The 26191-nt window shown below is 65.5% G+C and carries 21 protein-coding genes; 11 read left to right on the forward strand and 10 right to left on the reverse strand.

Annotated features, from left to right (window positions below; translation table 11 throughout):
• Window positions 1–36: 36 nt before the first annotated feature.
• From B4I46_RS10130 to B4I46_RS10165, 8 genes are all read right to left on the reverse strand, one after another.
• Window positions 37–1539, reverse strand: coding sequence for an efflux transporter outer membrane subunit (locus B4I46_RS10130; RefSeq protein ID WP_116054217.1), 1503 nt, complete (start codon window positions 1537–1539; stop codon window positions 37–39).
• Window positions 1536–4643: an efflux RND transporter permease subunit gene (locus tag B4I46_RS10135; protein WP_043861436.1), complete on the reverse strand. Its 3108-nt coding sequence runs from the start codon at window positions 4641–4643 to the stop codon at window positions 1536–1538. Before B4I46_RS10135 ends, B4I46_RS10130 begins: the two co-directional genes overlap by 4 nt.
• A complete protein-coding gene (locus tag B4I46_RS10140; protein ID WP_058540138.1) occupies window positions 4640–7738 on the reverse strand; it encodes an MdtB/MuxB family multidrug efflux RND transporter permease subunit in 3099 nt (1032 codons plus the stop codon). The genes B4I46_RS10135 and B4I46_RS10140 overlap by 4 nt, the downstream gene beginning before the upstream one ends.
• The gene (locus tag B4I46_RS10145; RefSeq protein ID WP_078480367.1) at window positions 7735–9021 is read right to left on the reverse strand and encodes an MdtA/MuxA family multidrug efflux RND transporter periplasmic adaptor subunit; all 1287 of its coding nucleotides are present in this window, start codon (window positions 9019–9021) and stop codon (window positions 7735–7737) included. The genes B4I46_RS10140 and B4I46_RS10145 overlap by 4 nt, the downstream gene beginning before the upstream one ends.
• A gap of 256 nt (window positions 9022–9277) precedes the next feature.
• Window positions 9278–9778, reverse strand: a complete 501-nt coding sequence (gene tpx / locus B4I46_RS10150; RefSeq protein ID WP_043861433.1) for a thiol peroxidase — start codon at window positions 9776–9778, stop codon at window positions 9278–9280.
• 152 nt (window positions 9779–9930) lie between these two features.
• On the reverse strand, window positions 9931–11208 hold the full coding sequence (locus B4I46_RS10155; protein WP_043861432.1) for a serine/threonine transporter: 1278 nt from the start codon (window positions 11206–11208) through the stop codon (window positions 9931–9933).
• Window positions 11209–11436: 228 nt separating this feature from the next.
• Complete coding sequence (locus B4I46_RS10160; RefSeq protein WP_043861431.1) at window positions 11437–12639, reverse strand: aromatic amino acid transaminase; 1203 nt, start codon at window positions 12637–12639, stop codon at window positions 11437–11439.
• A 137-nt stretch (window positions 12640–12776) separates the two neighbouring features.
• Window positions 12777–13793: an Ldh family oxidoreductase gene (locus B4I46_RS10165; protein WP_058540136.1), complete on the reverse strand. Its 1017-nt coding sequence runs from the start codon at window positions 13791–13793 to the stop codon at window positions 12777–12779.
• Window positions 13794–13941: 148 nt separating this feature from the next.
• On the opposite strand from B4I46_RS10165, the gene B4I46_RS10170 reads away from it, so the two are divergent.
• The 6 genes from B4I46_RS10170 to B4I46_RS10195 all read left to right on the forward strand — a co-directional run bounded on the left by B4I46_RS10170 (window position 13942) and on the right by B4I46_RS10195 (window position 19212).
• Window positions 13942–14811: a MurR/RpiR family transcriptional regulator gene (locus tag B4I46_RS10170; RefSeq protein ID WP_043861429.1), complete on the forward strand. Its 870-nt coding sequence runs from the start codon at window positions 13942–13944 to the stop codon at window positions 14809–14811.
• Between the two features lie 29 nt (window positions 14812–14840).
• A complete protein-coding gene (locus tag B4I46_RS10175) occupies window positions 14841–15599 on the forward strand; it encodes a transporter substrate-binding domain-containing protein (RefSeq protein WP_286899995.1) in 759 nt (252 codons plus the stop codon).
• 109 nt (window positions 15600–15708) lie between these two features.
• Complete coding sequence (locus B4I46_RS10180; protein ID WP_043861427.1) at window positions 15709–16428, forward strand: ABC transporter permease; 720 nt, start codon at window positions 15709–15711, stop codon at window positions 16426–16428.
• Window positions 16425–17135: an ABC transporter permease gene (locus B4I46_RS10185; protein WP_043861426.1), complete on the forward strand. Its 711-nt coding sequence runs from the start codon at window positions 16425–16427 to the stop codon at window positions 17133–17135. Before B4I46_RS10180 ends, B4I46_RS10185 begins: the two co-directional genes overlap by 4 nt.
• Window positions 17136–17159: 24 nt before the next feature.
• Entirely contained in the window at window positions 17160–18404 is a 1245-nt protein-coding gene (locus B4I46_RS10190) for an NAD(P)/FAD-dependent oxidoreductase (protein WP_054914584.1), read from the forward strand.
• Window positions 18405–18423: 19 nt separating this feature from the next.
• Entirely contained in the window at window positions 18424–19212 is a 789-nt protein-coding gene (locus tag B4I46_RS10195; protein ID WP_286899997.1) for an amino acid ABC transporter ATP-binding protein, read from the forward strand.
• A gap of 99 nt (window positions 19213–19311) precedes the next feature.
• Here the strand turns inward: B4I46_RS10195 and B4I46_RS10200 are convergent, their stop codons facing one another.
• A complete protein-coding gene (locus B4I46_RS10200; RefSeq protein WP_054914585.1) occupies window positions 19312–19605 on the reverse strand; it encodes a hypothetical protein in 294 nt (97 codons plus the stop codon).
• A 158-nt stretch (window positions 19606–19763) separates the two neighbouring features.
• The gene (locus tag B4I46_RS10205) at window positions 19764–21494 is read right to left on the reverse strand and encodes a zinc finger-like domain-containing protein (RefSeq protein WP_088514962.1); all 1731 of its coding nucleotides are present in this window, start codon (window positions 21492–21494) and stop codon (window positions 19764–19766) included.
• 197 nt (window positions 21495–21691) lie between these two features.
• On the opposite strand from B4I46_RS10205, the gene B4I46_RS10210 reads away from it, so the two are divergent.
• The 5 genes from B4I46_RS10210 to B4I46_RS10230 form a co-directional block, all read left to right on the forward strand.
• Entirely contained in the window at window positions 21692–22483 is a 792-nt protein-coding gene (locus tag B4I46_RS10210) for a hypothetical protein (RefSeq protein ID WP_286899999.1), read from the forward strand.
• A gap of 2 nt (window positions 22484–22485) precedes the next feature.
• On the forward strand, window positions 22486–24126 hold the full coding sequence (locus tag B4I46_RS10215; protein WP_286900001.1) for a hypothetical protein: 1641 nt from the start codon (window positions 22486–22488) through the stop codon (window positions 24124–24126).
• A 37-nt stretch (window positions 24127–24163) separates the two neighbouring features.
• Window positions 24164–24802, forward strand: coding sequence for a glycine zipper domain-containing protein (locus B4I46_RS10220; RefSeq protein WP_058540130.1), 639 nt, complete (start codon window positions 24164–24166; stop codon window positions 24800–24802).
• A 30-nt stretch (window positions 24803–24832) separates the two neighbouring features.
• Window positions 24833–25294 carry a DUF4870 family protein gene (locus B4I46_RS10225; RefSeq protein ID WP_054914589.1) on the forward strand — a complete coding sequence of 154 codons (462 nt, stop codon included), beginning with the start codon at window positions 24833–24835 and terminating at the stop codon, window positions 25292–25294.
• 306 nt (window positions 25295–25600) lie between these two features.
• Window positions 25601–26191, forward strand: a 591-nt coding sequence (locus tag B4I46_RS10230) for a gamma-glutamyl-gamma-aminobutyrate hydrolase family protein (RefSeq protein WP_286900003.1), incomplete at its 3' end; no start/stop codon positions are given.

Raw genomic sequence — 26191 nt, forward strand, 5'->3', positions numbered from 1 at the left:
AGGCGCCGGCCTTGCCGGCGAACGCCTCGACGCACACTACCTGTCGGTCGCGGTACGCTCTTCAGCAGCAAGGCTGGCTGCCTCCCAGCCGCCCCCCAACGCCGCAATCAACTGCACGCTGGCCACCAGCCGGCCCTGCAGCAGGTTCAGCACGCTGCGCTCATTGCTCAACGCGGTGGTCTGCACGTTCACCACGTCCAGATACCCGATCAGGCCCGCCTTGTACTGGTTCTCGGTGAGGCGCAGCGACTCGCGCGCCGACGCCAGCGCCTCATCGCGCACCTGCGCCTCATCGGCATACACCTTCAGCTGCACCAGGTAGTTTTCCACCTCCTGGAAGCCATCCAGCACGCTCTGACGGTACTGCGCCACAGTCTGGTCATACACGGCCTTGGTACGGTCGACCTCGGCCGAGCGCTTGCCGGCATCGAACAGGGTCACGGCCAACTGCGGCCCCACCGACCAGAATCGGTTCGGCAAGCTGATCCAGTCGCTGAAGCTGCTACTGCTGTAGCCACCGCTCATGCTCAGGGTCAGGTCCGGGAAGTACGCCGCCCGCGCCACGCCGATATTGGCGTTGGCCGCCATCACCTTGCGCTCGGCCGAGGCAATGTCGGGGCGGCGCTCCAGCAGCTGCGACGGCAGCGCCAGCGGGATCTGCGGCAAGGCCGGTATGGTGGTGCTCGGCGCCAGGGCAAACTCGGCCGGCGCCTTGCCCATCAGCACGGCAATCGCATTCTCGAACTGCGCCCGCTGCCAGATCAGGTCGATCAGGTCGGCCTGGGTGCTCTTGAGCTGGGTCTGTGCCTGGGCCACCGCGTCCTTGCCCGAAACCCCGGCGCGATACTGGTTCTGGGTCATGGTCAGCGAACGCTGATAGGCCGCCAGCGTGGCCTCGAGCAGGCGCTTCTGCTCGTCGATCACACGCAGCTGCAGGTAGTTCTGCACCAGCTCCGACTGCAGGCTCAGGCGTATCGCCGCCAGGTCCGCCAGGCTCGCCTCGGCACTTGCCTCGTTGGCGTTCAGGCCCTCACGCAGCTTGCCCCACAGGTCGGCTTCCCAGCTCACGCCCAACTGGGCGCTGTACGTGTCGCGGATACCGCTGCTGTTGTTGCTCAGGCTCGAACTGCTGCTGCCGGTGCCCTGGCTGGAGCGGGTCTTGCCGGCGCTCAGGTCGAGGCTGGGAAACAGCGAAGCCCGGGCGCTGCGCACCAGGGTCTGGGCCTGGCGGTATTGCGCCTCGTACTGGGCCACCGTCTGGTTGTTGGCATTGAGCTGCTCGACCAGACCGTTGAGCTGCGCATCGCCGTACAGCTCCCACCAGGCGCCGCGCGCCAGGGCGTCGGACGGGTTGGCCTGGGTCCAGCCCTCGGCGTACTTGAACGCCACCGGCTCCGGCGCCTGCGGCCGGTGGTAGTCGGGGCTCAGGGTACAGGCGCTGAGCATCGCCAGGCACAGGGCCGAGGTCAGCAGGCGCGAACCACGGGCCGCCAGCACGCGCTGCAGGGAAGGTGGACAAACATCGGCAGGTCGGGTCATAGCGGGGTTTCCAAAGCAGCGTCGGTACGCACGCCACGCCAGTGATTGAAGCGATGGCGCAGGCGGTCCAGATAGAGGTAGACCACCGGAGTGGTGTAAAGCGTGAGGATCTGGCTGAACACCAGCCCGCCAATGATGGTCAGGCCCAGCGGCTGGCGCATCTCGGCGCCCTCGGCGGTGCTCAGCAGCAACGGCAAGGCGCCCAGGATCGCCGCCAGGGTGGTCATCAGGATCGGCCGCAGACGCAGCAGGCAGGCCCGACGAATCGACTCCTGCGGGCTGAGCCCTTCATGGCGCTCCAGCTGCAGGGCCAGGTCGATCATCAGAATCGCGTTCTTCTTCACCACCCCGATCAGCAGGAACAGCCCCAGCAGCGAGATCAGGCTGAACTCGCTGCCGACCACGTACAGCGTCAGCAGCGCCCCTACCCCGGCCGATGGCAGGGTCGAGAGGATGGTCAGCGGGTGAATGTAGCTTTCATACAGAATCCCCAGCACCAGGTACACCGCCAGCAAGGCGCCGAGGATCATCCAGGGCTGGCCCTCCTGGCTCTTGGTGAAGGCATCGCCGGTACCGCCAAGCTTGGCGATCACGTCCTCGGGCAGGCCGACCTTGGCCACCGCGCGCTCCACCGCGGCCAGCGCCACGTCCTGGCTGACGCCTTCTGCGAGGTCGAACGAGATGTCCTCGGAGGCGAACTGCCCCTCATGGCTGACACGGTCCTCGGCCAGGCTGTTCTCGTAATGGGCAAAGGTCGACAGCGGCACGCGCGCGCCGTCGGCGGTGATCACCTGTACCTGCTCCAGGGTGCGCGGGTCCTGCGCATACTTGGGGTTGACCTCCATCACCACCTGGTACTGGTTGAGGCTGTCGTAGATGGTCGAGATCTGGCGCTGGCTGTAGGCGTTGTTGAGCACGGCGGTGACCATGTTCATGTCGATGCCCAGGCGCTTGGCCTGCTCGCGATCGACCACCAGGGTCACCTGCTGGGTGCCGCTGCCTTCGCGGGCGTCGATGGCCGTCAGCTCCGGCAGCGCCTTGAACGCCGCCACCACCTTCGGGTACCACTCGCGCAACGCCGTCAGCTCGCCACTTTGCAGGGTGTAGAGAAACTGCGAGCTGCTCTGCTCGCGGCCACCGCCAAACTGCAGGTCCTGGTCGGCCATCAGGAACAGCCGCCCGCCGGGTACCTTGGGCATCTCCTTGCGCAGGCGCTCGATGATCTTCTGCGCCGACTCCTTGCGCTCCTTGATCGGCTTGAGGCGCACCAGCACCATGGCGTTGTTGATGCCGCTGTTGCCGCCGATGAAACCGGCCACGCTCTGCACGGCCGGGTCCTTGAGCAAGGCGCGCCGGTAGATTTCCATCTTCGGCTGCATCACCGCGAACGACAGCCCGTCGTCACCCCGCACAAAGCCCATCAGCTGGCCGGTGTCCTGCTGCGGCATCAGGGTCTTGGGCACCACCACGTACAGCGCCACGTTGACCACGATGGTCACCAGCAGGCTCAGCAGCGTCAGGCGGCGATGGCGCAGCGCCCAGCCCAGGCTGCGGTCGTAGCCGGCCATCATGCGCTGGTTGAGACGCTCGCTCCAGCGCTGCAGGCGGGTCTGCTCGCCGGGGGCGTGAGGTTTGAGCCAGCGCGCGCAGAGCATCGGCGTGAGCGTCAGCGACACCACCAGCGACACCAGGATGGCCGCCGCCAGGGTGATGGAGAACTCGCGGAACAACGACTCGACGATGCCGCCCATGAACAGGATCGAGACGAACACCGCCACCAGCGAGGCGTTCATCGCCAGCAGCGTGAAGCCCACCTCCTTGGCGCCGAGGAAGGCCGCGGCCAGCGGCGCGACGCCTTCGTCGATATGCCGCGAGATGTTCTCCAGCACCACGATGGCGTCGTCCACCACCAGCCCGGTGGCTAGAATCAGCGCCATCAGCGACAGGTTGTTGAGCGAGAACCCGCACAGGTACATCACCGCGAAGGTGCCCACCAGCGACACCGGCACCGCCAGGGTCGGGATCAGCGAGGCGCGCAGGTTGCCCAGGAACAGGAACACCACCAGGATCACCAGCGCCACGGCGATCAGCAGCGTGTGTTCGGCCTCCTTGAGGGTGGCCTTGATCACCGGCGAGCGGTCCATGGCCACGTTCAGTTGCACGCTAGCCGGCATCAGGTCCTGCAACGCCGGCAACTGCTCCTTGATGCTCTCGATGGTCTTGATGATGTTGGCGCCGGTCTGGCGGTTGATCACCAGCAGCACCGCGTCCTTGTCGTTGAAGAAGCCGCTGTTGTAGCGGTTCTCCACGCCATCGGTGACTTTGGCCACGTGGCTCAGGCGCAGCACCGAGCCGTCCTGGTAGCGAATCACCAGCGGGCCGTAGTCCTTGGCTTTCTCCAGTTGATCGTTGGCCTGTACCTGCCAGCTGCGCTGGGTGTCCTCGATGAAGCCCTTGGGCCGGCGCACGTTGGCGTTGGCGATGGTCTGGCGCACATCGTCCAGGCTCACGCCGTACTGGTTGAGCAGTTGCGGCTCAAGCTCGATACGCACCGCCGGCAGCGAACTGCCGCCGATCTGCACCTCGCCCACACCCGGCACCTGGGACAGGCTCTGGGACAGGATGGTGGAGGCCAGGTCGTAGAGCTGGCCCTTCTGCAGCACATCGGAGGTCAGCGACAGCACCATGATCGGTGCCTGGGCCGGGTTGAACTTGTTGTAGGTGGGCATGCTCTTCATGCCGCTGGGCAGCAGGTTGCGCGTGGCATTGATGGCCGCCTGCACCTCGCGTGCGGCGCCATCGATGTCGCGCCCCATGTCGAAGCCCAGGATCACCCGCGTGGAGCCCTGGCTGGAGCGGCTGGTCAGGGTGTTGACCCCGGCGATGCTGCCCAGCGAGCGTTCCAGCGGGGTTGCCACGGTGGAGGCCATCACCTCGGGGCTGGCCCCGGGCAGGCTGGCCGACACCACGATCACCGGGAAGTCCATCTGCGGCAGCGGCGCCACCGGCAGCAGGCCGAAGCTGACCCCGCCCAGCAGCATGATGGCCAGGCTCAGCAGCATGGTCGCCACCGGGCGACGGATAAACGGGCCGGAGAGGTTCATGCGTCGGCCTGTTGCGGGTCAGGCTGACGGCGCCAGCGACGCGCCAGGCGGTCGAAGTACAGGTAGATCACCGGCGTGGTGAACAGCGTCAGCACCTGGCTCACCAGCAGCCCGCCCACCATCACCAGGCCCAGCGGCTGGCGCAGCTCGGCGCCCGAGCCGGTGGCGAGCATCAGCGGGATGGCCCCGAACAGCGCCGCCAGGGTGGTCATCAGGATCGGCCGGAAGCGCAGCAGCGCCGCCTGGTAGATCGCCGTCTGCGGGTCCATGCCCTGGTTGCGTTCGGCCTCCAGGGCGAAGTCGATCATCATGATCGCGTTCTTCTTGACGATACCGATCAGCAGGATGATGCCGATGATCGCGATCATGCCCAGGTCGTTGCCACTGATCATCAAGGCCAGCAGCGCGCCCACTGCGGCCGAGGGCAGGGTCGAGAGGATGGTCACCGGGTGGATGTAGCTCTCGTAGAGCACGCCGAGCACGATGTACATGGTAACCACCGCCGCCAGAATCAGCAGCAGGGTGCTCGACAGCGACGCCTGGAAGGCTTCGGCCGCGCCCTGGAAGCGGGTCTGGACGCCCAGCGGCATGCCGATCTGCTGCTGCACCTGTTCGATGACCTTGACGCCCTCGCCCAGCGACACGCCTTCGGCCAGGTTGAACGACATCATCACCGCCGGGAACTGGCCGATGTGGGCAATGGCCAGTTGCGCCTGGCGCTGCTCCACATGGGCCAGGCTCGACAGGCGCACCTGCGCGCCATCGGTGGTCTTGACGTAGATCTGGTCGAGCACCCTGGGCCCAAGGTCGGCCGCCGCAGCGGCCTGCAGCACCACGCGGTACTGGCTGGCCTGGGTATAGATGGTGGAGATCTGGCGCTGGCCGAAGGCGTCGTACAGCGCGTTGGTGATTTCCGACACGTTGATGCCCAGACGGCTGGCGGCGTCGCGGTCGATCACCAGGAACACCTGCAGGCCCTTGTCCTGCAGGTCGCTGGCCACATCGGTCAGCTCGGGGCGATCATGCAACGCATCCACCAGCTTGCCGCTCCACTGCGCGAGCAGGTCGGCATCCGGCGACGACAGGCTGAACTGGTACTGGGTGCGGCTGACGCGGTCTTCGATGCTCAGGTCCTGCACCGGCTGCATGAACAGGCGAATGCCCACCAGCTTGTCCAGTTGCGGTTGCAGGCGGGTGATGACCTGCGAGGCAGTGATGTCGCGCTCGCCGTGGGGCTTGAGGTTGATCAGCAACCGGCCGCTGTTGAGCGTGGCGTTGTCGCCGTCGACGCCGATGTACGACGACAGGCTCTGCACGGCCGGGTCCTGCAGGATCACCGCGCTCAGTTCCTGCTGGCGCTGGCTCATGGCGGCGAACGAGATCGACTGCGGGGCTTCGGAAATACCCTGGATCACCCCGGTGTCCTGCACCGGGAAAAAGCCCTTGGGCACCGCCAGGTACAGCAGCACGGTCAGGCCCAGGGTCGCCACCGCCACCAGCAGGGTCAACGGCTGGTGGCGCAGCACCCACTGCAGGCCGCGACCATAGTGGGCGATCATCCAGTCGATCCAGGCACCGCTGGCGCGATAGAAGCGCCCTTGTTCCTCTTCCCTGGGCTCGCGCTTGAGCAGGCGCGCGCACATCATCGGCGTGAGGGTCAGCGACACCACCAGCGAGATCAGGATCGCCACCGCCAGGGTGATGGCGAACTCGCGGAACAACCGCCCCACCACGTCGGCCATGAACAGCAGCGGGATCAGTACCGCGATCAGCGAGAAGGTCAGCGAGATCAGGGTGAAGCCGATCTGCCGGGCGCCCTTGAGCGCGGCCTGCATCGGCGTCTCGCCCTCCTCGATATGCCGCGAGATGTTCTCCAGCATCACGATGGCATCGTCCACCACGAAGCCGGTGGCAATGGTCAGGGCCATCAGCGTGAGGTTGTTGATCGAGAACCCGGCCAGGTACATCACGCCGAAGGTGCCGATCAGCGACAGTGGCACGGCGATCGACGGGATGAGGGTGGCGCTGGCCCGGCGCAGGAACAGGAAGGTCACCAGCACCACCAGCACGATGGCGATCAGCAGCTCGTGCTGCACATCCTTGACCGAAGCACGGATGGTCTGGGTGCGGTCGGTGAGCACCACCACGTCCAGCCCCGCCGGCAGGTTGTCGGTGATCGACGGCAGCAGCGCCTTGATCCGGTCGACCACCTCGATGACGTTGGCCCCAGGCTGGCGCTGGATGTTCAGCAGCACTGCCTGGCTCTGGTTGGCCCAGGCCGCCAGGCGCTCGTTCTCGGCGCCGTCGACGATCTCGGCAACGTCCTTCAGGCGCAGCGGCGCACCGTTCTTGTAGGCCAGGATCAGGTTGGCGTATTCCTCGGGGGAGCGCAGCTGGTCGTTGGCGTCGAGCATCGAGACCCGCGTGGGGCCGTCGAAGTTGCCCTTGGGCTGGTTGACGTTGGAGGCGCCGATCAGGGTGCGCACGTCGGCCAGGTTCAGCCCGGCCGAGGCCAGCGCGTCAGGGTTGACCTTGATGCGTACCGCCTGGCGCTGGCCACCGGCGATGCTGACCATGCCCACACCGCTGATCTGTGCGATCTTCTGCGCCATGCGTGTGTCGACCAGGTCGTTGAGCTTGGGCAGCAGCATGGTCTTGCTGGTGATGGCCAGGGTCAGTACCGGGGTATCGGCCGGGTTGACCTTGTTGTACACCGGCGGCGCCGGCAGGTCGCTGGGCAACAGGTTGCTGGCCGCGTTGATCGCCGCCTGCACCTGCTGCTCGGCGACGTCCATGTTCATTTCGAGGCTGAAGCGCAGGGTCAGTACCGAGGCACCGCCCGAACTGGTCGAGGCCATCTGGGTAAGCCCGGGCATCTGCCCGAACTGGCGCTCCAGCGGCGCGGTGACCGCGCTGGTCATCACCTGCGGGCTGGCACCGGGGTACAGAGTGATGACCCGGATGGTCGGGTAATCGACCTGGGGCAAGGCCGCCACGGGCAGCAACGTGTAGGCGATCAGGCCGGCCAGCACGATGGCAAGCATGCTCAGCGTGGTGGCGACCGGGCGCAGGATGAACAGCCGCGAAAGGTTCATGCGCCAGCCTTGCCCTGCTCGCCCGGCGTGGCCGAGAGGTCTTTCTTGTCCTGGCCCTGCAGGTGCTGGCCTGGGGTGGCGGGCACGTCGCTGCTGTCGTTGACCACCTCCACCTCGCTGCCGTCACGCAGGCGGTCGGTACCTTCGAGCACCACGCGCTCGCCCTTGGCCAGGCCTTCCTTGACCACCGTGAGGTCGCCGTCGCTGGCGCCGAGCTTGAGGCTGCGGATGGTCACCTTGTTGTCGCCGTCCATCACGTAGGCGAAGGTGCCGTTGGTGCCGAACTGCATCGCGGCCGATGGCGCCAGCACCACGTCCTTCAAGGTGTCGGCCAGCAGGCGCACGTTGACGAACTGGTTGGGGAACAGCATTTCATCCTGGTTTTCGAACCCGGCCTTGAACTTCAGGGTGCCGGTGGTGGTGTCGATCTGGTTGTCCAGGCTGCTCAGCACGCCCACCGAGAGCTGCTGGGTGTCGCCGCGGTCCCACGCCTGCACCGGCAGCTGGGCCCCGCTGCGGTAGCGCGACAGCACGGTGCTCAGCTCGGTTTCCGGCAGGGTGAAGACCACGGTGATCGGCTGGGTCTGGGTGATCACCACCAGTGCCGTGGTGTCGTTGGCCGCCACCAGGTTGCCGACGTCCAGCTGGCGCAGGCCCAGGCGCCCGCTGATGGGGGCACGAATCCTGGTGAAGTCGAGGTTGAGCCTGGCATCGCCCACCGCCGCCTGGTTGGTCTTGATGGTGCCCTGGTACTGGGCTACCAGCGCGGCCTGGGTATCGAGGGTCTGCTTGGCGATGCTGTCTTCGGCGAACAGGCCCTTGTAGCGCTCAAGGTCGATCTGGGCGTTTTTCAGCTGCGCCTGGTTCTGTGCCAGGGTGCCTTCGGCCTGCTGCAGGGCGATCTGGTAGCTGCGCGGGTCGATCTCTGCCAGCAGGTCGCCGGCCTTGACCCGCTGGCCTTCCTTGAAGTTGATCTTGACCAGCTCGCCGCCCACGCGGCTGCGCACGTTGACCGTGTTGGTCGCGGTCACGGTGCCCAGGGCCTTGTAGTACAGCGGGAAGTCGCCCACGGTGGCCGGCGCCACACGCACCGGTACCGGCCCGCCGAACGCGCCGAAACCTGGCCGCCCGCCCCCCGGCTTGCCTGCGCCCGGGGCCTTGGTCGCCGGCGATGAGGGCCAGAATACCCAGCACAGGCCGGCAATCAGCAGCAGGACCAGCAGGCTCAGCAGCCAGCGACGGGAGTGACGAGGACGGGCGGTTTGCATCGGTTGATCGGCCATTGTGCGGAAAGACTTCTCTTGAGGAGGCTGAACGATAAGCAGTAGAGCGGTTTTAGCAAAGCGCCTTTACCGGCTATTTACCTAGAGCTGACGTTGGCAAAGTGCTGAACTATAAATAAAAACGGCCTGGGCTAAGGCCAGGCCGTTACAACTTTTTTCAAATAACCTTTCTATTTCAACACCGCCCCCCTGTGGGAGCTGGCTTGCCAGCGAAGGCATCCATGCGGTGCATGAAAACTCGCGGTGCCTGAATGCGTTACTTCAGTACCGCCAGCGCCGCGTCGTAGTTCGGCTCTTCGGCGATTTCCTTGACCAGTTCGGCGTGCAGCACCTTGTCGTTTTCGTCCAGTACCACGACTGCACGGGCAGTCAGGCCCTTGAGCGGGCCGTCGGCAATGGCCACGCCGTAGTTCTGGATGAATTCGGCACCACGCAGGGTGGACAGGTTCTTGACGTTTTCCAGGCCTTCGGCGCCGCAGAAGCGTGCCTGGGCGAACGGCAGGTCGGCCGAGATGCACAGTACCACGGTGTTGGCCAGTTCGTTGGCCTTGGCGTTGAACTGGCGCACCGAGGTGGCGCAGGTCGGGGTGTCGACGCTCGGGAAGATGTTCAGCACTTTACGCTTGCCGGCGAAGGAAGCCAGGGTCACGTCGGACAGGTCGCCCGCCACCAGGGAAAACGCAGGTGCCTGGGCACCGACTTTCGGCAGTTCGCCGTTGACCTGAACCGGGTTGCCTTTGAGAGTCACTTGAGCCATGAAAGAAGTCCTTATGCGGGGGTGAGTAAAGGACCAGAGTTAAGCATGAAAGTGCCCCGACACCTATGGGGCAGCGATAAATTGTTGAATATCCAGAGAGTTTTTGTGGACAAAGAGCGAGCAAGGGTGTGCACCCCTGCCCGCCCCCGGCCTCAGCCGACCAGCGAGTAGACGATGGCGCTGATGGCCACCAGGCCCACCACGACCACGAACACGTTGGACAGCGCGCCACTGTACTTGCGCATCGCCGGCACGCGGCGGATGGCGTACATCGGCATCAGGAACAGGATCGCCGCGATCACCGGGCCGCCGAACGACTCGATCATGCTCAGGATGCTGGGGTTGAGCGTGGCCACCACCCAGCAGATCACCAGCATGAAGGCTGCGGTGAACCGGTCCAGGGCCTTGGCGCCCGGCCGCTTGCCCGTCTTGAGCACCAGGCCCTTGAGGCCTTCGCTGGCACCGATGTAATGGCCCAGGAACGACTTGGCGATGGCGATGAAGGCAATCAGCGGTGCAGCGAACTCGATGGTCGGGTTGCTGAAGTGGTTGGCCAGGTACGACAGGATCGACAGGTTCTGCGCCTTGGCCTCGGCCAGTTGCGCCGGGTTCAGGGTGAGCACGCAGCTGAACACGAAGAACATCACCATCGCCACCATCAACAGGTGCGCGCGCCGCAGGATCTGCCCGCTGCGCTCGTCGGCGTGCTCGCCGTAGCGGCGTTTCTGGTCCACGGCAAAGGCCGAAATGATCGGCGAGTGGTTGAACGAGAACACCATCACCGGAATCGCCAGCCACAGGGTGTGCACGAATGCCGACCCCGATGGCAGCTCGGTGGCGGTCGTGAGGATGCCGCCGTTCCAGTGCGGTATCAGGAACACCGCCAGCAATGCCAGGGCCACGATGAAGGGGTACACCAGCAGGCTCATGACCTTGACGGTGGCCTGCTCGCCGCAGCGCACGATGACCAGCAGGCCCAGGATCAGCACGAACGACAGCAGCACCCGCGGCGGCGGCGCCATGTGCAGTTGATGCTCCATGAAGCTGCTGACCGTGTTGGTCAGGGCCACGCTGTAGATCAGCAGGATGGGGAAGATGGCCAGGAAGTACAGCAAGGTGATGCAGGCGCCGGCGCTGAGGCCGAAATGCTCCTCCACCACTTCGGTGATGTCGGCACCGTCACGCCCCGAGAGCACGAAGCGGGTCAGGCCACGGTGTGCGTAGTAGGTCATCGGGAAGGCCAGCAGCGCGAGGATCAGCAGCGGCCAGAAGCCGCCGAGGCCGGCGTTGATTGGCAGGAACAGCGTGCCGGCACCGATGGCGGTACCGAACAGGCCCAGCATCCAGGTGGTGTCCTGCCGGGCCCAGCTACCTAGGGCGGCGGGGGTCGATTCGAAGCGTTGATCAACGCTCGGGGCCTGCTCATTCATCCGGGTGCAACTCCGCTCGCAAGACTGCAACATCGCTGGGAGTGGCCAAACAGACGCATCGGCGCACCCCAGCTGTAAAAGAGGGGCGCGATTGTGCGCGCTTTGGTTGCACTTGCAAAGCCCTTGCCGAGGAGTGGTTGCACCTGCCGGCAACGCATCGCCGGTCAAGCCCGCCCCCACAAGGCCATCACTGTATGTGGGGGAGCGGGCTTGAGCCGGGACTGGCCGTTATGCGGTCTTGTGCACCGCCGCGAACGCTTCGGCCACCTGCTGCAGGTTGTCCGGGCGCACGCCCGACATGCACACCCGGCCGCTGTCGATCAGGTACACGCCGAACTCGTCACGCAGCCGGCGCACCTGTTCCACGCTGAAGCCGGTGTAGCTGAACATGCCGCGCTGGCTCAGGAAGAAGTCGAAGTTCTGACCCGGCAGCAGCACCGCCAGTGCATCCACCAGCGCCTGGCGCATGTCCAGGATACGCAGGCGCATCCCCTCCACTTCAGCCTGCCACTGGGCATTCAGGCCGGCATCGCCAAGCACCGTCGCAACCAGTTGCGCACCGAAGTTGGGCGGGCTGGAGTAGTTGCGGCGCACGGTCGCCTTGAGCTGGCCCAGCACGCTCTGCGCGGTGGCGCTGTCGTCACAGACCACCGACAGGCCGCCAACCCGCTCGCCATACAGCGAGAAGATCTTGGAGAACGAGTTGCTGACCAGGCACGGCACGCCGGCGCGGGCAAACTCGCGAATGGCGTAGGCGTCGGCGTCCAGGCCTTCACCGAAGCCCTGGTAGGCGATATCGAGGAACGGAATCAGCTCGCGCGCCTTGACCACCTCGATCACCTGCTGCCATTGCGCCTGGTTCAGGTCGACCCCGGTCGGGTTGTGGCAGCACGGGTGCAGCAGCACGATGCTGTTGGCCGGCAGGGTCTGCAGGGTGGCGAGCATGCCGTCGAAGTCCAGGCCACGGGTGGCCGGGTCGAAGTACGGGTAGGTGTTGACCTTGAACCCGGCGCCTTCGAAGATCGCGCGGTGGTTGTCCCAGGTCGGGTCGCTGACCCATACCTGCGAGTCGGCGAAATAGCGCTTGAGGAAGTCGGCACCGACCTTCAGCGCACCCGAGCCGCCCACGGTCTGCACGGTGGCCACACGTGCGCCACCCACGGCCGGGTGATCGGCGCCGAACAGCAGCGCCTGGATCGCCTGGCGGTAGCTGCCCAGGCCTTCCATCGGCAGGTACAGCGAGGCTTCGTGGGGCTGGTCGGCCAGGCGTTTTTCCGCCTCGCCCACTGCCGCCAGCTGTGGCACCACACCGGCGGCGTCGTAATACAGGCCGATGCTCAGGTTGACCTTGTTGGCACGCGGATCGGCCTTGAAGGTCTCCATCAGGGAGAGAATCGGATCGCCGGCATAGGCATCGACATGTTTGAACACAGCGTGCAGCTCCTTGGGTCTGGGCAAATCGTGAAAGACGCTGCCGAGGATACCTGTAGCCGCCGATTTGTGACATGACCCTGGATGCAACTGATCAGTGCAGCTGCGCATGCATCCGCCGGCGAAAAGGCCGCGGGTCACCCCTTGGCCAACACCTGCAACTGCTCAAACTCCTGCGCCGTCACGCTCACCCCGTCCCGCGCCGACGCCTCGCGCTCACGCAAGCGCCGCTCGCCGGGCATGCGGGTCAGGCCTACCGCCTGCATCTGTTCCACCAGTTCACGGCTGCGCTCGGCAAAACGGCTGCCTTCGGCCTTGGTCGGGTCGATCACGATCACCAGTTGCCCGGTCCACGGGGTCTTGGCGCCCGGGTGCTGCGACCAGTCGAACTCGAACGAGAAGTTGCCGCCGGTCAGCGCCGCGGCCAGCAACTCGACCATCATCGACAGCGCCGAGCCCTTGTGCCCGCCAAAGGGCAGCAAGGCACCCCCGTCGAGAATCGCCTGCGGGTCGCAGGTCGGCTGCCCGTCGCGGTCCACGCCCATGCCTTCGGGCAACTGCTCGCCCTTGCGCGCGGCAATCTGCACGTCACCATGGGCCATGGCGCTGGTGGCCATGTCGAACACGATCGGCGCATGCCCGGCACAGGGTGCGGCGAACGCGATGGGGTTGGTACCGAACAGTGGCTTGCGCGCGCCGTGCGGCACCACGCAGGTCATGCTGTTGACCACGCTCAGGGCCACCAGGCCTTCTTCGGCAAAGGGCTCGACATCCGGCCACAGGGCCGCGAAGTGATGCGAGTTGTGTATCGCCAGCACAGCAATGCCGGCACTGCGGGCCTTTTCCACCAGCAGCGCCCGCGCCGCCTCAAGCGCCGGCTGGGCAAAACCGCCCCCGGCATCGACCCGTACGTAGCCGCTGGCCACGTCCTGCACCTGGGGCACCGCCGTGCCGTTGACCCAGCCACTGGCCAGGGTCGACACATAGGCGGGAATCCGGAATACCCCGTGGCTATGGGCGCCGTCGCGCTGGGCGCTGGCGCAGTTGGCGGCCAGCGTGCGGGCAACCGATTCGCTGGTGCCGTGGCGCACGAAAATCTGCTGCAACAGGCGCTCGAGGTCGGCCTGGGGCAAGTGGTGAACAGCTGCGGACATCTGAAGCTCCCTTGTTGGAATTGGTATGGGCGACAGCAGTGAGCGATAGCGGACTTTCCTCTGATTGACAGCAAACTGTCAAATGTTGACTTGATGACAGAAAACATTCATTTTCTATTCCCAGCGCAACCGTCGTCGAGAATCGTCCGTGAGCCAACCGATCAAGCAACGCCTGGAAAACAGCCTGCAACATGCGGCGGCCTCGGGTCGCAAGATCGCCACGTACATGCTCGCCCATTTCACCGACCTGCCCTTCGAGACCTCGGCCAGCCTGGCGGCAAAAATCGGCGTCAGCGAATCGAGTGTCGGGCGTTTCTGCCGCTCGCTCGGCTACGAGCACCTCAAGGCCCTCAAGCACGATCTCAAGGACGACCTGGGCGATGGCCCATGGCTGGTCGGTGATCGGTTGCAAGAATTTCGCCAACAACAGGGCAAGGACGACATCGACCGCGCGCGCAGCCTCGAGCTGGAGGTCGCCGCCCTGGTGCGGGTCTACGAGTACAGCCGCACCGAGGCCTGGCACACCGTGGCCCGGCGCCTGGCCGAACGGCGTCGGGTATTCATTGCCGGGTTCCAGACCGAGCGCGGTATCGCCCAGTGCATGAGCCACCTGCTGCAATACCTGCGCGATGGCGTGCAGGTGGTGGACGGCAGCGCCGGGCACTTCGGCGAAGTGCTGCTCAGCGCCTCGCACGACTGTGCGCTGGTGGTGTTCGAGGCGCGCCGCTACTCGCGCCACGCCCTGGTGCTGTGTCGCAAGGCACGCGAAGCGGGCATCCCGGTAACACTGGTTACCGACACCTTCTGTGACTGGGCCGATGCCAACGCCGACGAGGTGTTTCGCATCCCCACCGAATTCAATCTGTTCTGGGAGTCCACCGCGACGATGCTGTCGTGGGTACACCTGATGGTCAACGAGGTCTGCAAGAAGCTCGGGCCGGATGTTGAAAAACGCTTGGAAGCAACTGCCGCTCTACACAACGAATTCGTTGGCTACACGTCAACGAGCAAACAATAGCAAGAGTGCAATCAACCACGAGGTGTTTCATGAAACCCGTCCTCCGCTTTGCAGGCGCATGCGCGCTGCTGTTCGCCGGCATCACCTCGGCCCAGGCCGAAACCCTGAAGATCGCCACCGAAGGCGCCTACCCGCCGTTCAACTACGTCGACTCCAAGAACCAGCTGCACGGCTTTGACGTGGACATCGCCAAGGCCCTGTGCGAACAGATGAATGTCGAGTGCACCGTGGTGGCCCAGGACTGGGAAGGCATCATCCCGGCGCTGATGGCCAAGAAGTACGACGCCGTGGTGGCCTCGATGATCAACACCGAAGAACGCCGCAAGAAAATCGCCTTCACCAACCACTACTACAAGACACCGCTGTCGGTCGCAGTGCCCAAGGACAGCGAGATCACCGACGCGCAGACCGACTTCAAGGGCTACACGGTGGGCGCGCAGTCCTCCTCCACCCAGGCGATCTACGCCGAAGACGTGTATGGCAAGGCCGGTGCCGACGTCAAGCTGTACCCGACCCTGGACGAAGCCAACGCGGACCTCGCTGCCGGGCGCCTGGACGGGGTGATTGCCGACAAGTTCCCGCTGCTCGAATGGCTGGGCAAGGCAGGCAAGGACTGCTGCAAGATCCTGGGTGACGTCAAGGGCACCACCGCCGATGCCTCGATCGCCGTGCGCAAGGAAGACGAGGCGCTGCGCGAGCGCCTGAACAAGGCCCTGGACGAGATCGTCGCCAACGGGACTTACCAGAAGATCTCCAGCAAATACTTCGACTTCGATATCTACCAGTAAGACCGCATTCGCTGGCAAGCCAGCTCCCACAGGGTTTTGCGTCAACCGCGACCCTGTGGGAGCCGGCTTGCCGGCGAAGAGGCCCTGTTGTCTTGCCGAGGGTTCGCGCATGATCGAACAACTGTCCCTGTTATCCTTTGCCAGCGGTGGCTGGGGCCAGGCCCTGCTGGCCGGCGCCCTGGTGACCATTTCCCTGGCCCTGGCCTGCCTGCCCATCGGCCTGCCGCTGGGCCTGGGCGTGGCGCTGGCCGCCCGCTCGAAAAAACGCTTTCCGCGCGCCTGGGCCACCGTGTTCTCCACGGTATTTCGCGGCCTGCCCGAACTGCTCACGCTGTTGATCATCTATTACGGCTGCCAGATCGCCGCGCAGAAGATCCTCACCGCCATGGGCTACGAGGGCGAGGTGATGATCAATACCTTCCTCGCCGCCATGATCGCCTTCAGCCTGGTGTTCGCCGCGTTTTCCAGTGAAATCTGGCTGGGCGCGTTCAAGACCATTCCCAAGGGCCAGTACGAGGCCTCGGCCGCGCTGGGCCTGAGCAAAACCACCACCTTCCGCAAGGTGGTGTTCCCGCAGCTGGTGCGCATCGCCCTGCCGGGCCTGTCGAACAACTGGCTGTCGCTGCTCAAGGACACCTCGCTGGTGTCGACCATCTCGCTGGTCGACCTGATGCGCCAGACCAACCTGGCCGTCAGCGTGACCAAGGAGCCGATGTTCTTCTACACCGTCGCCTGCCTGGGCTACCTGCTGTTCTCGGCGCTGTCGGGCCGGGTCTTCGCCTATATCGAACGCCACACCAGCCGTCACCTGCGGAGTGCACGCACATGAATCTCGATGCCCTGCTGGCGTTCTTCGTCGACCCCGACCTGCTCGAACGCTACGGCCCGCGCTTTATCGACGGGCTGCTGGTCACCGGCAAACTGGTGGCCATCTCCTTCACCCTGGGCGCCCTGCTGGGCCTGCTGCTGGCGCTGGCGCGGCTGTCGAACAACGTGCTGCTGCAACGCCTGAGCGCCGGCTACATCTACTTCTTCCGGGGCTCGCCGCTGCTGGCGCAGCTGTTTCTGCTGTACTACGGGCTGGGCTCGCTCAAGAGCTTCTGGCAGGACGTCGGCATGTGGTGGTTCTTCCGCGAAGCCTGGTACTGCACCCTGCTGGCCTTCACCCTGAACACCGCCGCCTACCAGGCCGAGATCTTTCGCGGCAGCCTGATGGCCGTGGCCCCCGGGCAATACGAGGCGGCCAGGGCACTGAGCCTGAAGCGCTCGACGACCTTCTTCAAGGTGATCCTGCCGCAGTCGCTGATCGTGGCCATCGGCCCGCTGGGCAACGAGCTGATTCTGATGATCAAGGCCAGTGCAATCGCCTCGCTGGTGACCATCTACGACCTGATGGGCGTGACCAAGCTGGCCTTCTCGCGCAGTTTCGACTTCCAGATCTACCTGTGGGCCGCGGTGCTCTACCTGCTGATCGTGGAGATCGTGCGCCGCAGCCTCAAACACATAGAAGCCCGACTGGGCCGCCACCTGCGCTGAACCGTAGCCGTAGAGGATTTTTTCATGCATTGCCAAACCATCGTTCTGGGCGCCGGTATCGTCGGTGTTTCCACGGCCCTGCACCTGCAAGCACGCGGGCGCAAGGTGATCCTGATCGACCGTGACGAACCGGGCAGCGGCACCAGCCACGGCAATGCCGGCCTGATCGAGCGCTCCAGCGTGATCCCCTATGCCTTCCCGCGCGAGCTGTCCAAGCTGCTGCGCTACGGCCTCAACCGCCAGCCCGACGTGCGCTACAGCTTCAGCTACCTGCCCAAGGCCGCGCCCTGGTTGCTGCAGTACTGGAAGAACTCTGCCCCGGCGCCCCTGGCCGAGGCCACCCGCGCCATGCTGCCGCTGGTGCAGCGCTGCGTCGAGGAACACGACGCACTGATCGAGGCTGCTGAACTGGGCGCCATGGTGCAGGCCAAGGGCTGGATCGAGGTGTACCGCACCCAGCCTGCCCTGGCCCAGGCCGTGGCCGATGCCCAGGCGCTCAAGCCCTACGGCCTGCAGTTCGAGATTCTCGACAAGCAGCAACTGCACGATCGCGAACCGGACCTGAGCGCCAACGCCGTGGGCGGCATCCACTGGCTCGACCCCAAGACCGTGAGCAACCCCGGCGGCCTCACCCGCGGTTACGCGGCGCTGTTCGTCAAGCGCGGCGGGCAGTTCATCCAGGGCGATGCGCGCACCCTGCGCCAGGTGGCCAGCGAATGGCAGGTCGACACCCGCCAGGGCCCGGTCACTGCACCGGAGGCGGTGATCGCGCTGGGCCCGCAGGCCGGCGAGCTGTTCCGCCCGCTGGGCTACGACATCCCGCTGGAGGTCAAGCGCGGCTATCACGTACATTTCCATGCCAAGGCCGGTGCTGCGCTCAAGCATTCACTGTGCGACGTGCAGGGCGGCTTCGTGCTGGCACCGATGGCCCAGGGTATTCGCCTGACCACCGGCATCGAGTTCGCCGCCAGCGACGATGCGGCCAACGAGGTCCAGTTGCAGCGCTGCGAAGCCATCGCCCGCCAGCTGTTCCCGCTGGGCGAGCGCACCCAGGACGCGCCGTGGCTGGGCCGACGCCCCTGCCTGCCGGACATGCGCCCGGTGATCGGCCCGGCGCCGCGGCACAAGGGCCTGTGGTTCAACTTCGGCCACGCCCACCACGGCCTCACACTGGGCCCGGTATGCGGGCGCCTGCTGGCAGAAATGATCACCGGCGAAAACACCTTTACCGACCCGACGCCCTATGGCGCCGACCGCTTCGAACACTGAGATCGCGGAGAACAACAACATGACCGCACCACTGAGCCTTGCCGCTGCACGCCCCGACACGCACCCCGACCCGCGCAAGGTCGTGGTGAGCATCGACGGGCTGAACAAGTTCTATGGCGACTTTCACGTACTGCGCGACGTCGACCTCAAGGTGCGTGAAGGTGAGCGCATCGTGCTGTGCGGGCCGTCCGGCTCGGGCAAGTCGACGCTGATCCGCTGCATCAACCGCCTGGAGATCGCCGAAAAAGGCACCCTGCTGGTCAACAACACCGACCTGGCACTGACCACGCGCCAGGCCGCCGAGGTGCGCAGCGAGATCGGCATGGTGTTCCAGCACTTCAACCTGTTCCCGCACATGAGCGTGCTCGACAACTGCACCCTGGCGCCGATGAGCGTGCGCGGCCTGTCGCGCAAGGAGGCCGAGGAGCGGGCACGGTTCTACCTGAACAAGGTGGGCATCGAGAGCCAGGCGGGCAAGTATCCCAGCCAGCTGTCGGGCGGGCAGCAGCAGCGCGTGGCAATCGCCCGGGCGCTGTGCATGAAGCCAAAGATCATGCTGTTCGACGAGCCGACCTCGGCACTGGACCCGGAGATGGTCGCCGAAGTGCTGGATGTGCTGGTCAAGCTTGCCGACACCGGCATGACCATGCTGTGCGTGACCCACGAAATGGGCTTTGCGCGACAGGTGGCCGAGCGCGTGCTGTTTCTGGACGGCGGGCAGATCATCGAGGATGCCCCGCCCGAGGCGTTCTTCAACAACCCGCAGAGTGATCGGGCCAAGGGCTTCCTGGCGCAGATTCTGCACTGAAGCCGCTGACCTTTCGCGGGTCACGCCCGCTCCCACAGGGGCTCACGCCGGCCTTGTGGGAGTGGGCTTGCCCCGCGAAAGGCCCACCACGTACTACGCCTAGCGCGCCTGCATCTTCGACTTGATGAACCCGGCCACGAACGTCAGCACCGCGCCGCCGGCACCACCGCCGACGATGCTGCTGATGATCGCCGCCATGTCCAGCGACCCGCCAGCCCCCATGGCGGCCCCGGGCTCACCGGTGATCGCGGCCAGTATCTGGCCCACGATCACCCCGCCCACCCCGCCGAAGATCGAATTGAGCAACGGCCCCATGCTCTGCTTGCTCATGCCGGCGGCATTGCCGCCTACCACACCACTGATGACCTGAATGACCAGACTCACGATGTCCATGGCTATACCCCTGCGCAGCGCTGATTGAGTGACGGCTCAGCTGCGACTACGACTACAGGCACTACCGGCGGCATCGAGACGTCTCGATCCGATCAACGACAGCCAGCTGTTGCGGATACGCGAAGTATAGGACAGGTACACGCCCTGCCCTTGCCCCCTCACACGTCGAAGTTCATGCGCCGCAGCCGCGCATCGATGGCCGGCGCGTTGAGCGCGCGGTTGAACACCAGGGCCAGCAGCAGCGAAAGCGGCACCAGCGTGGGCAAGGCCCCCAGCATGCCGACCAGCGCATTGGGCAGCATGTGCTGCAGGCGTGGCCCGTCCCGCAACAGGGCGATCGGCGTGTCCGGGAACAACGCCAGCAGCGGCATCAGGCAGAAGGCCAGCACCACGGCGGCCAGCAGCCGATTGCCCGGGCCCTTGCCCATGAAGCGGTTCATGCGGTGCCACAGCATGTCCTTGAACAGCCAGGTGCACAGCAGCCCCACGCCCACCAGCATCACCCCGTTGATCGGACTGGTGAACGGCAGCACCAGGTAGTGCTTGAACATGGCCCACACCGTGGCCGGGCCATCGGCCCTGAACAGCACCTGCGGCCCGCCGAACTTCACCTCCAGAAGCTTGCCCGCGCTGAAAAAGAACAGCACCAGCATCAGCAGGCTCAGCCGCCAGAAGTAACCCAGCGCACGGCGCAGCACCAGCCTGGGCTCCAATTTGCTGCGCAGGGCCGTCTGCTGGTCCGAGGCGTTCTTGCGCAGCGCGAAGAAGCGATTGGCCTGCTCGGGGCTGACCGTGCCGTTTTTCACGTCCGACAGCTGGCTGACGTAATTCACGTGTCCAGACTCCTCGATCATGCGCCGGGCCACCGAACGCTCACTGGCCAGGGCCACCTGTTCGATGTCTGCCGGGTTTTCCAACTGCTCGATCACCCTGTCGAAGTAGCTGGCGGCCAGCCCGTCATCGAACACCACATGCCGGTAGCGGCCAAGCATGTTGCAACGGATGCTGCGCCGTCCGGCACGCACCTGGGCCTGGCTGTAATAGCAGGTGCCGTCCACGCTCAGTACCAGGTCGCCCTTCTCGGGTGTATTGTCCGGGTAATAGGGCGCGGCGAACCCTTCGGCAGCCCGCTCGATGGTTTCGGGCTCATCCCCCCACTCGTCGACGTAAGGCTTGAGCCAGGTATCGTTGGACTTCAGGTGCACCGAATTGCCGACCGCCTTGGCCGACACCTCCAGGGTGTAGCGGGTGCAGATGAACTTGTCGCCCAAACAGCCGCCGCAGGTCACCTGCCCCCCCATGCAGCCGCACGCCACAGAGCCGCCCACACAACTGGGGCAGTTGTCGCCGCCTGCGCCCATGCAGTAGGCACAACTGCCACTGCCGGTGCGGCCGGAGCCGCCACAGCCCCAGCACTGGGTGCGGCCCTTGCCGCTGCAACTGCTGCATCTTAGCTTGCAACTGCCGTTGCACGCAGTGCAGCGCTGCTTGCCGTAACCGCTGCAGGTGCCGCAGGTATGGCTGGTGTAGAGCGGGTCCAGGGCAAACAGCTTCACCTGCTGGCTGCGCAGAAAATGCGCGGGATTGCTGCCCAGCCCCTTGAGCACACGGTTCTTGTAATGCGCCGCGCCCCTGCCCAGCAGCACTTGACGCTGCTCGGCCATCGACTGCTCGAGCTGGTGTTCGCTCACCGAATTGATCCGCAGCCCCACCGAAGCCGACTCGCGGCGCACTTCGGTCACCAGGCTCCAGCGCCGGCTCACGCTCACCGCGCGCCCCTTGTCCTCGACCTGCTGCACGGTCAGCTCGAGATCGGAGGTGTCATAGCCGCACCCCTGCAGGCGGCTGCGCAGTGCTTGCTCCACGGTGCGGGTGAATGCCTGGGTCATCGTCTACTCCGTCTCAATGCGCGCGTCCTGTTTTCGCCTGCTGGCGTAACGCCACAGAATGCCACGCCGCCCCTGGCGTGCGCTACGCGTCACGTTTCGGTTGTCAGCAATTCTTGTAGGAAACTGCCCAATATGTAGCCCTGTGCTACCATCCCGCGCAGCGGGTCACGCGCGCCATCAGTACAGGGAAGCACTCTTTGAAACACCACACCCCCTCACGTTTCAGCGCACTCGCCCTGGCCTGCTGGCTAATGGCCGGGCTCGCCTTCCAGGCATCCGGCGCGCTGGCCGACCAGTTGATCGGCACCCACCCCTCGGCTGCCGGCCCGATCAACCACATGGAAACCCCGCAGGGGCACGCCTACCTCACGCTGCCCCAGCGCAAGCTGCAATTGCAGCTGCCAGCGCAGTGGCGCGAAACCAATGTGGAGGGCACCTACGACCTGCAGGGCGAAACCGCCGTGGTGCTCAGCTACCGCACGCCGCAATGCGACTCGCAAAGCGCGCTGGTGGTGTTGTCCGGCACCTCGGCGTGGGGGCCTTACCGCCTGGGCGGCTGTTCCGACATGCTGGCCTTGCAGCGCGCCGAAGACGGCAAAAGCCTGGTGGCGATGCAGCTCAACGGCACGCAGTCGGCGGCCTGGACCTACTCGTCGCTCGACCGGCAGTTTCGCGGCCCGCTGCGGGTCGCCCTGCCGAACCTGCTCAAGGGCCTGGCCAAGGCGACACCAACCCCTGCCAGGGCCGCAGCGCCACGCCCTGCACCCGTCCAGCACGCCGTGGCCCCGACGCCCCCGCCGCAACCCAAGCCCGCGCCCGCGGTGGCCAGGGTCGAAGCCAAACCGCCAACGCCTGCCCCGGCAGCAGCGCCATCGGCCGCGCCGCAGGTCACGCCCCAGGTCGCCACTGAAGTGGTCGACCGCGCCAAAACCGCGGCGCCAGCCCAGCGCCGGGTGACGCTCGACCTGACCTCCGAGCTGGAACACTAGCCGTGAACAGCCGCCTGTCGCCCGACCTGACGGGCCGGCCATGGCGCGGGTGGCTGCGCCGGCCTGTCGTGGCACGTGCGTCAACGCCCCGCCAGCAGCAACGCTTCGTGGCCCGCCTGATGCTGGGGCTGACGCTGTGTTACCTGCTCGTCGAGATGGGCTTCAACGCACGCCTGCTGGATGTGGTGGGCGGGCTGGCCAGCCCCGCGCAGGTCGAGTCGATCGAAGTCTACGGACGCCTGATCGCCGGCACCGCCGTGGCCCTGCTGGGCCTGGGCTGGGTACTGAAAAAGGCCTGCAGCCAGTACTGGAGCCTGGGCCGCACGCTGGCCTGGTCTGCGCTGACGGTGGGCAGCTGCCTGCTGGTGGTGTTTTATGCGCAGTTGGCCCTGATCAACCACCTGGTCGCCACCTCCACCCCGCAGGAGCGTGCCCGCGCCGTGCTGGGCGTGCCCATCAGCTACCTGTTGGTGCATCGCGAGTTCGGCCTGAAGGGGCTGGAGCTGGGCACCGACGACTACAAGCGCCCCGAGGGCAAGACCCTGCTGGCCACCCTGCCGATCCTGCTGCAGTCGGTCGATCGCCTCGAAGAGCGGGTGCGCCAGCAGGGCCTGGCCTTCTTCGAACTGTTCGCCGAAACCCGCCGCGGCCCGCTGGCCGACAACTACCAGCGTTACCGCGAGGCCCTGGCCGAGCTGGACGAGCTGTACGGCAACTACCGCCAGGGCAGCCAGCGCTACCTGGACGCCACCAGCCCGGCCGCCATCGCCCGGCATCAGCAACAGGCCTGGGACGATTACGTACAGACCCTCAAGCAGCGCAATCGCCGCCTGACCCCAGGCAACGTGCCGCGCCGGCACTGGCCGCAGGTGCGCCGCATGCTGGATGACAAGGGCATTCAGGTGGGTGACAACTGGCAACCCGGCGACCGCGCCGGCTTCAACCTGGCCGTGGCCAAGCGCGTGCAGGGCCATGCCAGCGGCGCCTACGGCACCGAGCTGTTCAAGCATATCCAGGGCGACTGGATCAAACCCGGCCTGTCGCGCCAGGGGTTCTTCGCCGACACGGCGATCCAGCAGCGCTGGCGTAGCGCGCTGTACCTGCCCGACAGCCTGTCACTCAAGCCCGACTGGTCGCTCGACGCCTATGAACAGGCGATCTACCGCCCGACCCTGCGCCTGGATGCCCAGCAACTGCTCGACGAACGCCTGGTCGAGCCGGCCCGCTATGGCGAGCGCAACGACAAGGCCGACATCGGCCGAGACAGCTACCGCGCCCTGATCGTGCCGATGATCGCCCTGCTGTTCTCGTTGCTGGGGGCCTTCACCCACCTGTTCAAATGCACCCTGTTCGCCCTGCGCGCCGTGCGCCCGGTGCCGCGTCGCGCCTACTGGGGTGCGCTGGCGGTGTACGCGGTGGTGGTGCTGGCGCTGCCGATGCCGTTCAGCAACAAGGTCACCGAACAGCCGCTGTTTCTCACCCTCAAGCAGCGAGGCGCCAGCACCCTGGGCGCCATGGGCTGGGTGATCGCCCACGGTGCGCAGTGGACCGCCCAGGTGCAGCCGCTGTTCTACCCGCTCAACGAAGCGATTCGCCTGCACCTGCTGCAAGGCCTGAGCTACGGCTACCACGACAACGACTGATGACAGCGCCCCGCCACGGCCTGAAAGGAGCCCCACCTTGACCCGCTCGACCACCCTTACCCTTGTACTACTGGCTGGCAGCGTGCTGCTCGGCGGCTGCCAGAACTCGCAGATGGGCAGCACCGCACTGGGCGGTGCTGCCGGCTGCCTGGGCGGCGCGATCATTGCGGTCGGCACCGGCGGCAAGCCCGGTGTGGGCTGCGCCATTGGTGCCGCGCTGGGCGCCCCCAGTGGCTACTACATCGGCCGCCAGAAAGACCTGCAGCAGGCCCGGCAGGTGCAGGCCGACATCGAGCGCCAGTCTGCCGACGTAGCCGCCGTGCAGGTCAGTACCCGCCAGGTCGCGGTGCCGGCCGACGAGCGCAATGCGGTGGGCGCCGCCAGCATCGATGCCGTCGACTCCATGCAGGTGAACGTACCCCAGGCCCTGGTCAACAAGCGCGACAAGCGCCTCAAGGAGCCCCTGGGCCGTGTCGGCAGCTACGTGTCCGGTGCCCGCAGCAAGGCCAATGTGGTGGTCACCACCCGCAGCAAGGGCGACTTCAACTACATCGTCAGAACCATCAAGAGCGGCTACAACGGCAAGGTCGCCACCGACAAGGTCACCTACCAGTACCGCGAGCAGACCCGCGGCACCCAGTCGGCGATTCAGGTCATGCACGACGCCCAGGCTTAAGCCTTCCAACTCCAGTGGAGAACAGCAAGCATGCAGGATTTCAAGATTCAACGCCCCGACCCGGATGGCCGCGCAAAGCCGCAAAGCAAGCCGCAAAGCCAACCGCAGCAGCCCGACAGCACCGACCACACGGCCTACTACAAGCCGCGCCACCGCCAGGCGCAGCAGAACCAGAGCACCTACACCCGCAGCAGCGACAACGGCCCGATGCTGGTCTACGTGCTGTACCTCATCAGCCTGCTGGTGGTGGTCACCGCGCCTGCCGGGCTGGTCTACGCCTACCAGAGCCGCGCTGGCGCAAATGACCTGGACCGCAGCCACTACACCTTCCAGATCCGCATGTTCTGGATCGGCCTGTTGCTGCTGGGGGTGGGCGTCATCGGCATACCCTTCGTGTTCGGCTGGTTCGTGCTGGTCGGCTGGGCTGTCTGGCTGCTGTATGCAATCACCACCGGCATGCGGCGCTGGCGCAAGGGCCAGCCGGCCAGCTGAGGCCTGGTTGCCTACGCCGAAAGTCGTACGTTAAATATAATGAACTACCAAGCACGCTAACAATTGACATTAATCCTTATAAAACAAGGTATTGGGTTGTATTTCTAGAAACAACATAATGAAATTAGCCTGCCACAGGGTAAAGCCGTTTGACATATTTAACGGCTCTGGCAAGCTATGTCACAGGTTTCGACCGGGAGTCGCCCTTCCAGGCGCTCTCGGCAGTGCTCGAAACCTCAGGTAGCGTCAGCGGTTCCCGATGCGCCTGCACAACAATGACAGGCCGAGCCTGTCCCAAGGTGACATATGCCCAACAGCAACATTGGCAATAAGAATCAGACCCTGCGCAAGCCTGTCGTGCTCATGACCATGGGTGCCCAGGAACGCAAGGGCCATGCCTACCAGGTAATGACCCACAAATACATCCAACCCCTGGTCGACCATGCCGGATGCGTGCCGGTTCTGGTTCCGACCTGCTGCGGTACCGAAGACCTCGAGCAGTACCTGGACATGGCCGACGGCGTGTACCTGACCGGTGCCGGCAGCAACATCGACCCGGCGCTGTATGGCCAGGAGAACGAAACCCCGGGCAAGGCCCAGGACCGCGACCGCGACCTGTTCGACCTGCCGCTGGTGCAACTGGCCATCGCCCGTGGCCTGCCGATCTTCGGTATCTGCCGCGGCATGCAGGAAATCAACGTGGCACTGGGCGGCGACATCTACCAGAAGGTCTATGCCGAACCAGGCTTCAACGATCACCGGGAGAACCCCGACGATCCGGTTGATGTGCAGTACAGCCAGGTTCACAGCGTGCGCCTGGAAGCCGGCAGCTGGCTGCGAGAACTGCTGCAGAGCGATGAAATCCGCGTCAACTCGCTGCATGGCCAGGGCCTGAAG

The organism is Pseudomonas sp. UBA7500 (assembly GCF_002478435.1).
In the GTDB taxonomy this organism is placed as follows: domain Bacteria; phylum Pseudomonadota; class Gammaproteobacteria; order Pseudomonadales; family Pseudomonadaceae; genus Aquipseudomonas; species Aquipseudomonas palmensis.

Coding starts and splice junctions, on each gene's coding strand:
- B4I46_RS10195 (WP_286899997.1), top strand. CDS start 18,424: ATGACCGCACCACTGAGCCTTGCCGCTGCACGCCCCGACACGCACCCC.
- B4I46_RS10155 (WP_043861432.1), bottom strand. CDS start 11,208: ATGAATGAGCAGGCCCCGAGCGTTGATCAACGCTTCGAATCGACCCCC.
- B4I46_RS10185 (WP_043861426.1), top strand. CDS start 16,425: ATGAATCTCGATGCCCTGCTGGCGTTCTTCGTCGACCCCGACCTGCTC.
- B4I46_RS10180 (WP_043861427.1), top strand. CDS start 15,709: ATGATCGAACAACTGTCCCTGTTATCCTTTGCCAGCGGTGGCTGGGGC.
- tpx (WP_043861433.1), bottom strand. CDS start 9,778: ATGGCTCAAGTGACTCTCAAAGGCAACCCGGTTCAGGTCAACGGCGAA.
- B4I46_RS10165 (WP_058540136.1), bottom strand. CDS start 13,793: ATGTCCGCAGCTGTTCACCACTTGCCCCAGGCCGACCTCGAGCGCCTG.
- B4I46_RS10190 (WP_054914584.1), top strand. CDS start 17,160: ATGCATTGCCAAACCATCGTTCTGGGCGCCGGTATCGTCGGTGTTTCC.
- B4I46_RS10225 (WP_054914589.1), top strand. CDS start 24,833: ATGCAGGATTTCAAGATTCAACGCCCCGACCCGGATGGCCGCGCAAAG.
- B4I46_RS10140 (WP_058540138.1), bottom strand. CDS start 7,738: ATGAACCTTTCGCGGCTGTTCATCCTGCGCCCGGTCGCCACCACGCTG.
- B4I46_RS10135 (WP_043861436.1), bottom strand. CDS start 4,643: ATGAACCTCTCCGGCCCGTTTATCCGTCGCCCGGTGGCGACCATGCTG.
- B4I46_RS10130 (WP_116054217.1), bottom strand. CDS start 1,539: ATGACCCGACCTGCCGATGTTTGTCCACCTTCCCTGCAGCGCGTGCTG.
- B4I46_RS10200 (WP_054914585.1), bottom strand. CDS start 19,605: ATGGACATCGTGAGTCTGGTCATTCAGGTCATCAGTGGTGTGGTAGGC.
- B4I46_RS10145 (WP_078480367.1), bottom strand. CDS start 9,021: ATGGCCGATCAACCGATGCAAACCGCCCGTCCTCGTCACTCCCGTCGC.
- B4I46_RS10175 (WP_286899995.1), top strand. CDS start 14,841: ATGAAACCCGTCCTCCGCTTTGCAGGCGCATGCGCGCTGCTGTTCGCC.
- B4I46_RS10205 (WP_088514962.1), bottom strand. CDS start 21,494: ATGACCCAGGCATTCACCCGCACCGTGGAGCAAGCACTGCGCAGCCGC.